This is a genomic window from Vibrio scophthalmi LMG 19158 (genome assembly GCF_000222585.1).
GTDB lineage: Bacteria > Pseudomonadota > Gammaproteobacteria > Enterobacterales > Vibrionaceae > Vibrio > Vibrio scophthalmi.
This window is the reverse complement of the sequence record NZ_AFWE01000144.1, coordinates 81,054-94,674: the sequence shown is the minus strand read 5'-3', so window position 1 is coordinate 94,674 and position 13,621 is coordinate 81,054. Positions and strand designations below refer to the sequence as shown.

The 13,621-nt window shown below is 45.1% G+C and carries 10 protein-coding genes; 4 read left to right on the top strand and 6 right to left on the bottom strand.

The genetic code is table 11. The features are described 5' to 3' along the window. Position 1 precedes the first annotated feature (1 nt). Together RH88_RS11250 and RH88_RS11245 are read left to right on the top strand one after the other, a co-directional pair. A complete protein-coding gene (locus RH88_RS11250) occupies positions 2-1,408 on the top strand; it encodes a Y-family DNA polymerase (protein WP_005595994.1) in 1,407 nt (468 codons plus the stop codon). A 12-nt stretch (positions 1,409-1,420) separates the two neighbouring features. Next, positions 1,421-4,507 carry an error-prone DNA polymerase gene (locus RH88_RS11245; RefSeq protein WP_005595993.1) on the top strand — a complete coding sequence of 1,029 codons (3,087 nt, stop codon included), beginning with the start codon at positions 1,421-1,423 and terminating at the stop codon, positions 4,505-4,507. 303 nt (positions 4,508-4,810) lie between these two features. Here the strand turns inward: RH88_RS11245 and RH88_RS11240 are convergent, their stop codons facing one another. From RH88_RS11240 to cydH, 4 genes are all read right to left on the bottom strand, one after another. Beyond that, on the bottom strand, positions 4,811-5,758 hold the full coding sequence (locus RH88_RS11240; protein ID WP_005595992.1) for a chemotaxis protein CheV: 948 nt from the start codon (positions 5,756-5,758) through the stop codon (positions 4,811-4,813). A 90-nt stretch (positions 5,759-5,848) separates the two neighbouring features. Continuing rightward, entirely contained in the window at positions 5,849-7,066 is a 1,218-nt protein-coding gene (gene mlc, locus RH88_RS11235; RefSeq protein ID WP_005595990.1) for a sugar metabolism global transcriptional regulator Mlc, read from the bottom strand. 253 nt (positions 7,067-7,319) lie between these two features. Beyond that, positions 7,320-8,480, bottom strand: a complete 1,161-nt coding sequence (locus tag RH88_RS11230) for a patatin-like phospholipase family protein (protein ID WP_005595988.1) — start codon at positions 8,478-8,480, stop codon at positions 7,320-7,322. Positions 8,481-8,492: 12 nt separating this feature from the next. Further along, positions 8,493-8,585, bottom strand: coding sequence for a cytochrome bd-I oxidase subunit CydH (gene cydH / locus RH88_RS23435; RefSeq protein ID WP_005595986.1), 93 nt, complete (start codon positions 8,583-8,585; stop codon positions 8,493-8,495). A gap of 802 nt (positions 8,586-9,387) precedes the next feature. On the opposite strand from cydH, the gene RH88_RS11225 reads away from it, so the two are divergent. Together RH88_RS11225 and RH88_RS23240 are read left to right on the top strand one after the other, a co-directional pair. After that, positions 9,388-10,854 carry a sodium-dependent transporter gene (locus RH88_RS11225; protein WP_005595984.1) on the top strand — a complete coding sequence of 489 codons (1,467 nt, stop codon included), beginning with the start codon at positions 9,388-9,390 and terminating at the stop codon, positions 10,852-10,854. Between the two features lie 2 nt (positions 10,855-10,856). Beyond that, a complete protein-coding gene (locus tag RH88_RS23240) occupies positions 10,857-10,952 on the top strand; it encodes a MetS family NSS transporter small subunit (protein WP_005595982.1) in 96 nt (31 codons plus the stop codon). Positions 10,953-11,062: 110 nt separating this feature from the next. Here the strand turns inward: RH88_RS23240 and RH88_RS11220 are convergent, their stop codons facing one another. Both RH88_RS11220 and ptsG read right to left on the bottom strand, forming a co-directional pair. Next, positions 11,063-11,482 (bottom strand): hypothetical protein, encoded by a 420-nt coding sequence (locus tag RH88_RS11220; protein WP_005595980.1) that lies wholly within the window; start codon positions 11,480-11,482, stop codon positions 11,063-11,065. A gap of 442 nt (positions 11,483-11,924) precedes the next feature. Then, complete coding sequence (ptsG, locus tag RH88_RS11210; protein WP_005595976.1) at positions 11,925-13,352, bottom strand: PTS glucose transporter subunit IIBC; 1,428 nt, start codon at positions 13,350-13,352, stop codon at positions 11,925-11,927. Between the last annotated feature and the right edge of the window lie 269 nt (positions 13,353-13,621).

Sequence of the window (13,621 nt, the reverse complement as noted above, 5' to 3'; positions counted from 1 at the left end):
GATGCAATTATGGCTTTACCTACATTTTCCAACCCTGCAGTTGGATGCCCTCTTTGCTGAGCAAAACAGCCAAGCGATGGTGATCGTGGATGGGCAGCACTTTCAAATTGTGCAAGTCAACCCAGTCGCATTAGAGCTTGGCATTAAGGCCGGAATGGGGCTTGGTAGCGCCAGTGCCCTTTGCCATGAATTACAAGTACACCCTTATGATGCAAAGCAAGAGCAGCAAACCTTGGTCGATATCGCTCAATGGCTCTACTTGGTCACCTCAGATATTGTGTTACTTCCCCCGCAAGGGCTGTTACTCAAGGTTACCGATATGCTGTGCCTGTATGGGGGCATTGAGGCTTATTGGCAAACTTTATCGCAACATCTGGATAAGCTGGGCTATCGCTACGACTATTCCACTGGTTTTTCTCCCTATTCTGCGATGTTATTCGCCAAATCGGCCACCATGCTTATCTGTGATGATAAAGAACAGCTCATGGCGACCTTGCAACCTTTCTCGCTCACTTGCACCGAACTGGCTGAGAAACAAGTCACCGCTTTGCAACGAGTAGGCGTAAATACCCTCGCGGATTTACTGAGCTTACCCATGTCTGAGTTAGCGCGCCGCTTTGATATCGATTTAGTCAATTACGTCGGTAGATTACTGGGGCAATTCAAACACCCATTGGCCTTCTATCATCCACCCGAGAAATTTCATAGCTATCTTGAGTTACTCTACGAGATTGAGAATATTCAGTGGTTAGAAAGACCACTCAAAAAGTTACTTGAACGCTTAGAGCTGTTCTTAACTTTGAGAAATCATATCGCCTATGAGTTGCAACTCACTTTGCATCAACGAGATAAACAAAACGATACCATCATTTTTACCTCGGCCTGTGGCGATGCAATGGCCAAACATTGGCTGAAGCTGTGCCAACTCACATTAGAATCACTCAAACTCACCGCACCAGTACAAGGCTTAACCTTAGCGATCGTGAGGGGGGGCGCGTTAGAAGCCACCAGCAAAGATATGTTTAACGGTCCACAAGGCCAGCAGTCACCACTGGAATTGGTTAGCCTATTGCAAGCCAAGTTAGGCAAAGAGAAAGTTCGTAAAGTGGCACTAAGCCAAGATCCGCGTCCAGAAAAGGCAACTCAACTGTGTGACCCAACACAATCAACACCACCGATTACTCGTCGTAACATTGCATGTTGCCGCCCCAGTTTTTTATTCCCTGAACCCACACCTTTGCAAGAAAAAGTTTCGATTATTCAGGGCCCTGAACGCTTTGTCACTGGCTGGTGGGATGGTGGCGACATCACCCGTGATTACTTTATTGCCCGTAGTGAACAAGGTCGCTGGTTATGGGTTTTTCGCAACCAAGACAAACAGTGGTTTCTCCACGGTCAATTCAGTTAAACGGGGAAAACCATGGCCTACGCTGAGCTTTTTTGTCAGAGCAATTTCTCATTTCTTAGTGGAGCTTCACACGCTGAGGAACTGATTTTACAAGCGGATTTTCTCCGCTATCGCGCACTCGCCATTACCGATGAATGCTCGGTCGCAGGCGTAGTGCGAGCGCATACTGCTATCAAAAATCACCAACTTGGCGTGCAATTAATTATTGGCAGTATGTTTTGGCTTAACGAGGAGTGCCAAGTTGTGCTGATCTGCCCTAATCGGCAGGCCTATGCCGAGTTATGCCGCATTATTACCAATGCCCGCCGTCGCAGTGAGAAAGGCCACTATCAGCTTTCTGAGTGGGATCTGATGTCCATTCGCCACTGTTTCATCCTCTGGTTGCCCGCTCATCCACAGCCGGAGCATAAACAAACCGATCTCAAGTGGGGTCAATGGCTAGCTCAGCATCATCTGCATCGCTTATGGATTGGTGTACAACGCCATCTTGGCAGTAATGATCACGCCTACCTACAACGCTGCCAATACTTAGCGGCCGAATTGCAATTACCTATCACCGCTTGTGGTGGCGTATTAATGCATACTGCCACTCGTCTGCCTTTGCAGCATACGCTCACGGCCATTAAACATGGCGGCAATCTTGATACTATTAGCGGTCATCTTTTGGTCAACACAGAGCGCTCACTGCGCAGCATCGATAAACTCAGCAAATTGTTTAAAGCTGAATGGTTGGCAGAAAGCAGCCTCATTGCTCAGCGCTGCAATTTCAGTTTGGCCGAACTCAAATATGAGTACCCCAGCGAACTGATCCCAGATGGTGAAACCCCAATGAGCTATTTGCGCAGATTAGTTAACGATGGCAAGCGACGACGCTTTGTTGATGGTATACCCCGTGATATTGAACAGACGATAGAAAAAGAGCTGAGCTTAATCGAAGAGCTCAACTATCCTTTTTATTTTTTAACCATTCACGACATTGTCATGTTTGCGAAACGGAGCAAAATCCTCTATCAAGGCCGAGGATCTGCGGCCAATTCTGTGGTTTGCTACTGCTTAGAGATCACCTCGGTGGATCCACGCCAAATATCAGTATTGTTTGAACGCTTTATCAGTAAAGAGCGTGATGAACCGCCAGATATTGATGTTGATTTTGAACATCATCGACGCGAAGAAGTGATTCAATACATTTATAAAAAATATGGTCGTGAACGTGCAGCACTTGCCGCTACCGTCATCTCATATCGTTTTAAGAGCGCAGTTCGTGATGTCGGCAAAGCGCTGGGAATCGAAGAGAGCCAACTTGATTATTTTATTAAAAATATCAATCGCCGCGATCGCGCTCAAGGCTGGCAGGCACAAATCGTTCAACTTGGTATCGAGCCAAGCTCACTCAAAGGCGAGCAGTTTATCGGGTTGGTTAACGAAATCATGGGGTTTCCTCGCCACCTATCTCAGCATGTAGGTGGTTTTGTCATATCTTCTGGGCCTCTCTACGAGCTTGTGCCCGTTGAGAATGCCTCTATGCCTGATCGCACTGTTATTCAATGGGATAAAGATGACCTCGAAAGCCTTTCCTTACTCAAGGTCGATGTTTTAGCACTTGGTATGCTTAGTGCAATCCGTCAATGTTTTGCACTCATAGAGCGCTTTCATGGCGAGTCGTTATCGATCGCGGAAATCACCCGTCGCCAAGATGATGCTAACGTTTATGGCATGATCCAACGTGCCGATACCATTGGCGTCTTTCAAATCGAGTCACGGGCACAAATGAGCATGCTACCAAGGCTCAAACCTGCCAGTTACTACGACTTAGTGATTCAAATCGCCATTGTGCGGCCGGGGCCAATACAGGGTGATATGGTGCATCCATTTTTAAAACGTCGCCGTGGTGAAGAAGCCATTAGCTATCCATCAGAAGAAGTGAAACAAGTGCTTGAACGCACCATGGGCGTCCCTATTTTCCAAGAACAAGTGATTAAACTGGCGATGGTTGCCGCCGGTTTTTCCGGTGGTGAAGCGGATCAACTACGCCGCGCCATGGCCGCTTGGAAGAAAAATGGCAATCTGGTTAAATTTAAAACCAAACTGATTAACGGCATGATCAGCCGTGGCTACGAATTGGACTTTGCTGAACGCCTCTTTGAACAAATACTAGGCTTTGGTGAATACGGCTTTCCAGAGAGTCATTCCGCCTCCTTCGCGGTGTTGGCTTATTGCTCTGCATGGCTCAAATTTTATTATCCTGAAGCCTTCTATACCTCGCTACTCAACAGCTTACCAATGGGGTTTTATAGTGCCTCACAGCTGGTGCAAGATGCACAGCGCCACGGCCTCACTATTTTGCCAATCTGCATTAATCATTCACTCTACGATCATCAAGTGATCGCACAATCGCAAGGGTTGGCTATTCGCCTTGGTTTTCGCCAAATTAAAGGGCTAAGCCAAGCCAGTTGTCAGCAATTACTCAAAGCCCGAGGACAAGGACACTTTAGCCATCCGCAGCAGCTAAAACATATTGGACTGAATAAGCGAGACATCGAGTTACTAGCGTCAGCCAATGCATTTCATACCATCGCACACAACCGTTATCAAACTCGTTGGTCGATGATGGACTCACTTTCTGATTTACCGCTGTTTCAACACATTGAAGATGCCACGACGACCCATATCAGTGCGCCTAGCGACACACAAACCTTGATCGAAGATTACTCTGCTACGGGGTTATCCTTAACTCAACATCCGATTCGTCTATTAGATCAAGCGGGCGTATTGGGCCGCTTTACTCGCATGAATCAGCTCGCCAATAAAGTGCATCAATCATTGGTAACGGTCGTTGGTGTTGTAACGGGGAGGCAGTCACCAGGAACAGCCGCTGGCGTCACCTTTTTCACTCTCGAAGATGATACAGGAAACATTAATGTCGTGGTATGGCAAGCCACCGCCAGAGCGCAGCAACAGGCATATTTAGCCGCGAAAGTTTTACGGGTGAAAGGCATTTTAGAACGCGAGGGCAACGTAATACATGTCATTGCAGGCCGACTGGAGGACTTAACCAATCAACTCCATGAACTCGATAGCCGATCTCGTGATTTTCATTAATATCATCAGCAAAAAGCAAAAAGCAAAAAGGAGCCAAAAGGCTCCTTTTAAAATTACCTATGACAAGTTACAACTCGTCGTCAGCGTCCGTACTTCTTTTCTTGTATTCCCTATACAATAACAAGCCTAAGGTCATCACAACCTTCGACGTTAACCATATCATGCTTAGGAACTACCTTAAGGTTTCTGATGAAAAGTTGAATTTGATAGTTACACTCCATTTTAAATAACAAAATAGAAACCAAATACTACCACAAAATCAACCTAGCTGCATGACAAATGGCCAAATAAGGAAAAATCAATCTAGAGGCCGAGCACTTCTCTTAGACGGTTCTGCGTTACTTCAACCAGAAGATCAGGCTGGAATTTAGAAATAAAGCGATCACAACCGACTTTTTTCACCATCGCCTCGTTAAAGCTACCACTTAATGACGTATTCAGAATGACATGCAAATCCTTCATTTGCGGATCATTACGAATTTCATGCGTGAGTTTGTAACCATCCATCTCTGGCATTTCAGCGTCAGTGATCATCAATAGTAGTTCTTTGGTGACGTCTTTGCCTTGATCTCTCCATGACTGAAGTAATCTGAGTGCTTGTAAGCCATCACAACATTCAATGATGTTAAGACCTAGTTGGGAGAGCGTTCCCTTTACTTGCGCACGTGCTGTTGAGGAATCATCGACGATCAGAACATTACGTCCAACCATTTCCACGCTCAAACGCTCGTCTAATACACCTTCAGAGATCGACACATCGTAGTCGATGATCTCAGCCAAGACTTTCTCAACATCAATGATTTCGATAATACCGACCTCATTGTTGTCTTTAAGCTGAGTAATCGCGGTAAGGTAATTTGAACGACCTGCGGTTTTTGGTGGTGGTTGAATATCACTCCAAGTGGTATTCACGATGTTACGCACTTGGCCAACCAAAAAGCCCTGAACCGTACGGTTGTATTCGGTAATGATCAGGTTTTCTTCTTGATTTTCAAGACGAGATGGTGGAAAACCAATCGCCGCGCGCAAATCAATAACAGGCACAGATACACCACGTAGAGAAGCCACGCCGGTGATATTGTAATGAGCACCTGGCAATTTGGTTAGAGGAGGGACTTTTATCACCTCACGAACCTTAAACACATTGATTGCAAACATTTGTCGGCTGTTCAGGCTAAACAACAACAGTTCCAAACGGTTTTCACCCACCAGCTTGGTTCGTTGGTCTACAGTGTTTAATACTCCGGTCATAACAATTCTCTACAGCAGTTATTTACGTCACACAAGCCTTGGTTAGTAAGGCTCAGTTGATTCATCCAAAAGTGCTAATATAGCAGCGTATTACCCTTCTATCACTTTCATAAGCAATAAGCCATCATATAGTGCCTGTTTTACGAGAGCCGCACCAGTCATTGTTGCTTGTTTATAAAAGCGTGACTCAACTAACTCAAGGTCTTGATGGTAAACAGGTAAGCTCTGCTCTCTAATGCATTTTTGAATTGCCGGATAAAGAATCTCTTTGGCTTGATTGATCGCCCCACCAATCAAGACTTTTTCTGGATTGAAAAGGTTAATTACTAACGCAATAGCGAAGCCTAAATGTGCGGCCAATTTTTCAATCACATCTATTGCTAGTGGATCACCATTCGCTGCCGCTTCACAAATATCTTCAACCGAGATTGATTCGATATCGGCCAATGGTGATGCTTCTCCGCGGGCAATGCGCTCGGTCACTTCAGTACGAATGGCTTGCGAGCTTGCCACCGTCTCTAAACAGCCGCGATTACCGCATTGACACATTTTCCCTTGTGGATCGATTTGAATATGCCCTAACTCACCAATGTTGCCATGTCGCCCTTGTAACACACGACCATCTAGAATTATCCCCGCGCCCAAACCATGGTGAATCGAAATCAAAACGGAATTTTCGTTCTCTTGCGAATGGCCAAATAACTTTTCAGCAAGCGCCCAAGAACGGGTATCGTTGGCAATGAAAACCGGTAATCCCGTGGCCTTATAAATCTCAGGACCCAAAGCGAGATTTTCAACATTGTAGTGCGGCATTTGCAATACGATACCTTCCTCGGCATTGACAAGGCCAGGTAAAGTAATCGCAATACTGGTGACACGATCGAGCTGATCGGAATAGGTTTGAAAGAACTCATCGATTTCATGCAGCAGACGAGCAAGTACATCTTCTTGATCAATTTCATGAATATCGATTTTGGTATCGATAAGCACGTCACCACCAAGCTCGTGCAGTGCGATCGTTAAATACCCACGTCCAAGACGCATCGACAGGAATTGCCAACCTTCATTGTTAACCTGTAGGCCAACCGCAGGACGTCCACGACTGGTGGCTTCTTGCACTGTCGTTTCATGGATAAGATGGGCATCAATCAATTCACGGGTAATCTTGGTGATACTCGCAGGTGCAAGTTGGCTCTCTTTCGAGAGATCAATACGGGATATTGGCCCTTTTTGGTCGATGAGTTTATATACACGGCCAGCATTGACTTGCTTGATATGATCAATATGGCCAGGTTGAGCCATGTACATAAGGTAACTCCAATATTCAACAACTAAGTAATTTTTTTACTTTGCGAAGTAATTGTGAAGCCCCTTGATAAATCGCCGTGACAACCGTCACGTATAAACCGAATTGTTTGTGTGCCCTGTCATATAGCGCAATGATATTTGCCAATAATAATCGGTTATTTTGCGATGATAAAAATCAAGATATTTTGACTTAGCTCACGAGTAATCTAAGCGAAATACTAAGCATTCTCATAATAACCTCGATGAGGTCGCGCTAACTTGCCCGATTGAGGCTGGCATTAAATTGTGTCAAACCACAGCGATCAAAGGTGGCTACACAGCGAAATCCAGCATCAAGGCCTAACTGGTAGTCATGCCGCAATTCTTCTTCACTGCTCATTAACGAACTCGACAATAACGGTTGTTCTGGCTTGATCTGAACAATAAAACAATCGTCTGGTGGCTGGTTGAGGAAATCTTGAGTCAGTGAATAAGTCTGATAATGCACCATCAGCATATCCGCTAAGCCCGAATCAAAATTGTCACCTAACAAATGACTAAGTCGGTAGATATCATCGGCGCCAAATAACCAGCGCCCACCATTAAGAGAAACAAGATGATGATCTTTCAGTTTTTGCAACTGAGATCGGCTAATACGTTCGTTTAAGAACTGGTTCCAATCAAGTTTCCACTGAGTCAATTTTTGCTGCCAGTGTTCTTGCGCTACATTCAGCGAATCTCGATACCACTCAACCTCTGAACGCTCTGAAACCAATGGTTCCGCGTCTGGCACATCATCGCTTTCAGTACGAATCACCACAATACAACGTGAACCTTGTCGCCATGCTTCTTGCACCGGAATTGAAGCGGATACTCCACCATCAATATAACGGCCATGTTCAAACGCTACTTCATGTTCATATAGACGAGGAATAGCACAACTGGCAATCAGCACTTTCTTCCAATCATCATTCAGCATCGGTAAATAGCAATCAATCAGGCGGCTACTGTCGGTAACAGCAGCAAAAGCCTGCCGATTCCCCAACGTGCGACGTCCCATATCGATATCAAGCTTGTAGGGATATTCACTGATCTTGTCCAACGCCCAATCAAGTCCTAAATAGCGCTTACGACGGATATAGCTAAATAAGTGAAAAAATTCGGATGACGTAGTGAGATCGAGGATAAAAGAGCGGCCAATGCCTTTTTGTCGACAAAGAAAAGCCGATAAGTTTAGCGCCCCTGCTGAGGTACCGTAAAAACGGTGAAAAGGGTCAAAATCAGAGAGTAGGAAGGCATCCAATACACCGGATGTAAAAATGCCTCTCTGGCCACCGCCTTGTGCAACAAGTGCGTTTAAGCCACCGGTGTATTTAGACAGTCGCTCAAGGTCGACTAGGCTTGCAGTGTTTGTAATGACACCGCTGTTATTCATTACAACTGCGCCTTAAGCGGTCGCAATAGCAATAACACCAAAGCCGATAATTACAGCAAAAATAGATGCGGTAATCAGTAAGGCATACTTCAATTCAAGTTCCATAAGCACCTCCATATACGCTTAACAAAAAAATAACACCTAACTGGAGCATATTCAATTTTTGTCGTTTTTTTGTGCAGAAATGTGGTGCTAACATCACAAATACTAAGGATTTAGTTGATACATTTTATCTTAGCTTTTCTTTGTCCCTTATATGGTGTTTTACGCCAGGGTACTCTTGCTCAGTTTGGTATTATCCGGAAAAGCGTGTCAATAAACGCTCTCCTGCAACTTTCGACCATTCAAGTTGAACTCATTATGCTTTGGCAACCGCCAGCATCTAAAAACATCAATGCTAAGGAATAAAACGTAAATTTTGATTGTTTTTCTATTTTGCGACTAATCAGTAAAAACGAAACCTCATTGGGTGTTTTTTAGTCATACCGCCTAATTTTTACAAAAAGTTGATCAAACCGACATTTTTAACTTATAAAGAATCATACAAACAAACAACGCCAAATAAACCATACAAAACACTACTCATACCCAGAAAATACATCAATCACACCAACATTAAACTTATCACTAACATTTACAATCTATTGCGTTAACCATTTTAAATCGTTAGTCTCTTTAGCATGCGTAGCTGAAAATGTCAGTTTTCGCAAACACACATCGTAAGTTCAAGAACAATATTCTGAGTTTTCTTTAGGCTGACAATATTTAAATCTAAACTTTTGCCAAGTCACGGATGGTAGCGCAAAGGACAACGCTTGCTAAACAGCACTTTGCCCCTTCATCCCTTTCTGGCGAATAAGCCAAAGAAAAGCTTCATACCTCAGGGAGTTGTATACAGGAGTAATCTATGAAGCGAGAACAATGGGGATCAAGAGCTGGGTTTATCTTAGCTGCTGTAGGATCGGCGATTGGATTGGGTAACATTTGGCGTTTCCCATACATGGCCTATGAGAATGGTGGTGGCGCCTTTTTCATTCCTTATCTATTTGCCATGATCACTGCGGGTATTCCATTTATGATTTTGGAATTCAGTATGGGTCAAAAATATCGTGGCAGTGCACCAAAAACCCTCTCTAAAATCCACGCTAAATTTGAGTGGTTAGGCTGGTTCCAAGTGGGTGTCGCTGCGGTTATCGCCGTTTACTATGTGGCGGTTATTGGTTGGGCTATTTCTTACTTTGGTATGTCGTTCAGCCAAAGCTGGGGCACTGATACCAACGCCTTTTTCTTTAGTGAATACCTAAAGCTCGGTGGTGACAATTCCCCGACAGCATTAGGCAGCATCCAATGGAATATTGCAGGCGCTATGTTGCTAGCATGGGCGATTACTTACGCGGCAATCGTCGGTGGGGTTAAAGCAGGTATCGAACGCGCTTCAAAAATCATGATGCCAATTCTTTTCATCATGGTGATCTTACTGATTGGCCGCATGATCTTCCTTCCTGGTGCTCTAGACGGTGTGAACTACATGTTCGAACCTGACTTCAGCAAAATCTGGGATGTCAAAGTTTGGGCTGCTGCATATGGCCAGATTTTCTTCACTCTAAGTATCGGTTTTGCCATCATGTTGGCCTACTCTAGCTACTTACCAGAGAAGTCAGACATCACCAACAACGCTTTCATGACGGTTTTGATCAACTGTGGCTTCTCTATCCTAGCCGGTATTATGATCTTCTCTGTATTAGGCTACATGGCGCAAGAACAAGGAAAACCAATTACAGAGGTCGTTACCGCGGGCGTCGGTCTGGCGTTTGTAACGCTACCAGCAGCGATTAACTTACTGCCAGCACCTTATATCCTTGGCCCACTGTTCTTCTTCGCTCTAGTCGTGGCCGGCTTAAGCTCTCATATCTCAATCATGGAAGCGGTAACCTCAGCCATCATCGACAAGTTGAACTGGAGCCGTAAGAAAGCCGCCAACATCGTTATCGGTACAGGTGTCGTGGTTTCAATGGCCTTTGCTACTAATGGTGGTCTACTGCTCCTTGACTTGGTGGATCACTTCGCCAATAACATCGGCATCATGTTTGGTGGTCTGGTTGAAATTGTACTAATGGCATGGTTGCTGAACAAAGTACCTAGTGTCCGTGAATACGTAAACTCAACCTCAGATTTCTCTATCGGCCAATGGTTTGATATTTGTTTACGCTTTATCACTCCAGTTATGCTGGCAGTGATTCTAGCAACCAAAATTCAGGCGCTATTTACCGATGGTTACGGTGGCTACGACCTAACACTAGGTTGGGCTGTGATGGGTGCACTATTGGTGTTCGGTCTTATTCTTAACGCTGCGAGCAGCAAGCAGGAGGCATAATCATGACAACTGGTGCAATTATCATGTTAGTTCTTGGTCTTGGCATTACTTGGGGTGGCGCGGCCATCTGTATTAAGCGAGCAATGAACAAGCAATAATGAGTCAGCAGTCACGACTGCATCATTCATTCACAATGCCGGCCTCTGAGCCGGCATTGTTTTCTCGGGTGTCGACTCGAAATAGCAGCGAAGCTAAATAAGTGCTGCGCCTAAAAATGATATTTAGCACCAAGGGCGGCACCAATTTCTAACTCCCATCCTCTATGCATATTCAGCTCAGGGTGAACTTGTCCATACACTTGCCAACCTTGACTCACCTGATAGCTGACCCCCAATGGTACTCGCGCTCCAAAGTCACCATCCCATTCACCCCAACCACCAACACCAACGTACCAATCGATCGGTTCTTCAGTGTTAAATTGACCTCGCTTTGCAATGTAATCAAACGCACCACCTTGGTTGCCGATAATAAAACGATACTGATTGTCCAGCTCAACGACGACACTAAGCTGTTGATCGACAGCTATGCCAACCGCAAGATCTGTCGGTTGTTCGCTGCTTGCCAGCGCTTGAGCGCTTAACGCTGTCGCTCCTAAACCCATCACCAAGCGATACCACTGCTTATTCATACCCCTACTCCAAAATTTGTCAATAAAGGACCTATTGTCTTAAAAGCCCACTTTCGAACGTCAACACAAGGTTAAGTGGCGGCTAGAATCGTGACAAACGCGTAAGAAGTGAGAAAGTGAGAAAGCGAGAAAGCGAGAAAGCGAGAAAGCGAGAAAGCGAGAAAGCGAGAAAGCGAGAAAGCGAGAAAGCGAGAAAGCGAGAAAGCGAGAAAGCGAGAAAGCGAGAAAGCGAGAAAGCGAGAAAGCGAGAAAGCGAGAAAGCGAGAAAGCGAGAAAGCGAGAAAGCGATCATTAGGGTGGTTTGGTTGTCCCTACGGAATCAACTCAAAATAACAAAAAAATCGCATTTACCACGACAACAAACGGCAATCCCCAGACGTAAAAAAAGGAGGCTAAAGCCTCCTTTTATATTGATACCTATAGGGGAAGGTATTGATATCGATTAGTGGTTACGAATCCACTCATCCATGTCAGTTTTTAGGTTGTCAGACTTAGTACCGAAGATAGCCTGAACACCACCAGCTACGACAACAACACCTGCTGCGCCTAGCTGTTTAAGTTTGTCTTGGTCAACCGCTGCAGTATCTGCAACAGCAACACGTAGACGAGTGATACATGCATCAAGACCAGTGATGTTTTCTTTACCACCGAACGCTGCAACAAGCTCACCAGCCATTTCTGAACCAGTTACTGCTACTGCTTCTTCTGAATCATCTTCACGACCTGGAGTTTTTAGGTCAAGTGCTGTGATTACAGTGCGGAATACGATGTAGTAAATCGCAGCGTAAGCTAGACCACAAGCAACCATCAGACCCATTTTTTGAGCGTGACCAGATAGTACTAGGAAGTCAATCAAACCGTGAGAGAATGAAGTACCGTGTACAAAACCTAGCGTGTTAGCCAATACGTATGCAGAACCCGCTAGTAGAGCGTGGATTGCGTATAGGATTGGCGCTACGAATAGGAATGAGAATTCGATTGGCTCAGTGATACCGGTAAGGAATGAAGTCAAAGCAGCTGATGCCATGATACCCATTACTTTCGCGCGGTTTTCAGGTTTAGCACAATGAGCAATCGCGATTGCTGCCGCTGGTAGACCGAACATCTTGAACATGTAGCCGCCAGCTAGCTGACCGAAGCCATTGCCTGCTGCACGAGAAACTTCGTCAGCAACTAGGTAACAAGTAAGAACACCGTTTTGTGTTTCGCCAGCTGCGTTTACACAAGTACCCGCTTCAAAGAAGAATGGTACGTTCCACACGTGATGAAGACCGAATGGGATAAGTGTACGTTCAACAACACCGTAAATACCAAACGCTAGTTGTGGGTTTTGGTGTGCAGCCCAATCAGAGAATGCTGAGATTGCACCGCCAACTGGTGGCCATACAACAGATAGCACAACTGCAAGGCCGATCGCTGTAAAACCAGTGATGATTGGCACAGCACGCTTACCAGCGAAGAAACCAAGGTATTCAGGAAGCTGAATCTTGAAGAAGCGGTTGAATGCCCAAGCAGCCACACCACCAACAAGGATACCACCAAGTACACCTGTGTCGATTTTCTCAACACCCATCACACCAGCCATTACGCCAAGCGTCGCTGTCATGATGCCGTAACCAACGATTGCAGCAAGACCTGCTACACCGTCGTTATTTGTAAAGCCAAGCGCTACGCCCACAGCAAATAGCAATGCCATTTGACCGAAGACTGAGCCACCCGCTTGTTCCATTAGATTAGAAACGATGTCTGGGATAAAGCTAAGATCGGCTGCGCCCACACCAAGTAGGATACCTGCAACAGGAAGTACTGATACTGGTAGCATCAGAGACTTACCTACTTTTTGCAGGTTAGCAAAAAGGTTCTTAAACATGTATATGCTCCTGAAAGAATTATTAGAGTTATCTGGGCTCTAACGGCACACCCCCGTAGCCTAAATGTTAGCACCCATAGAAAATGTAACCACTTGTTACGTTATATTTTCTGGCTCTAAATATATCTTGATACTCGCCGCACTTTCTAGGCGCTTGGTCAATTTAATTTCAAAGTAATAGATAGATCACACGCATTTTTTGTAAATGGAATGGATTACACTGACGCAAGTTGTTGAATTTTATGGTTAATGCAGGCTTGGGAATTAAT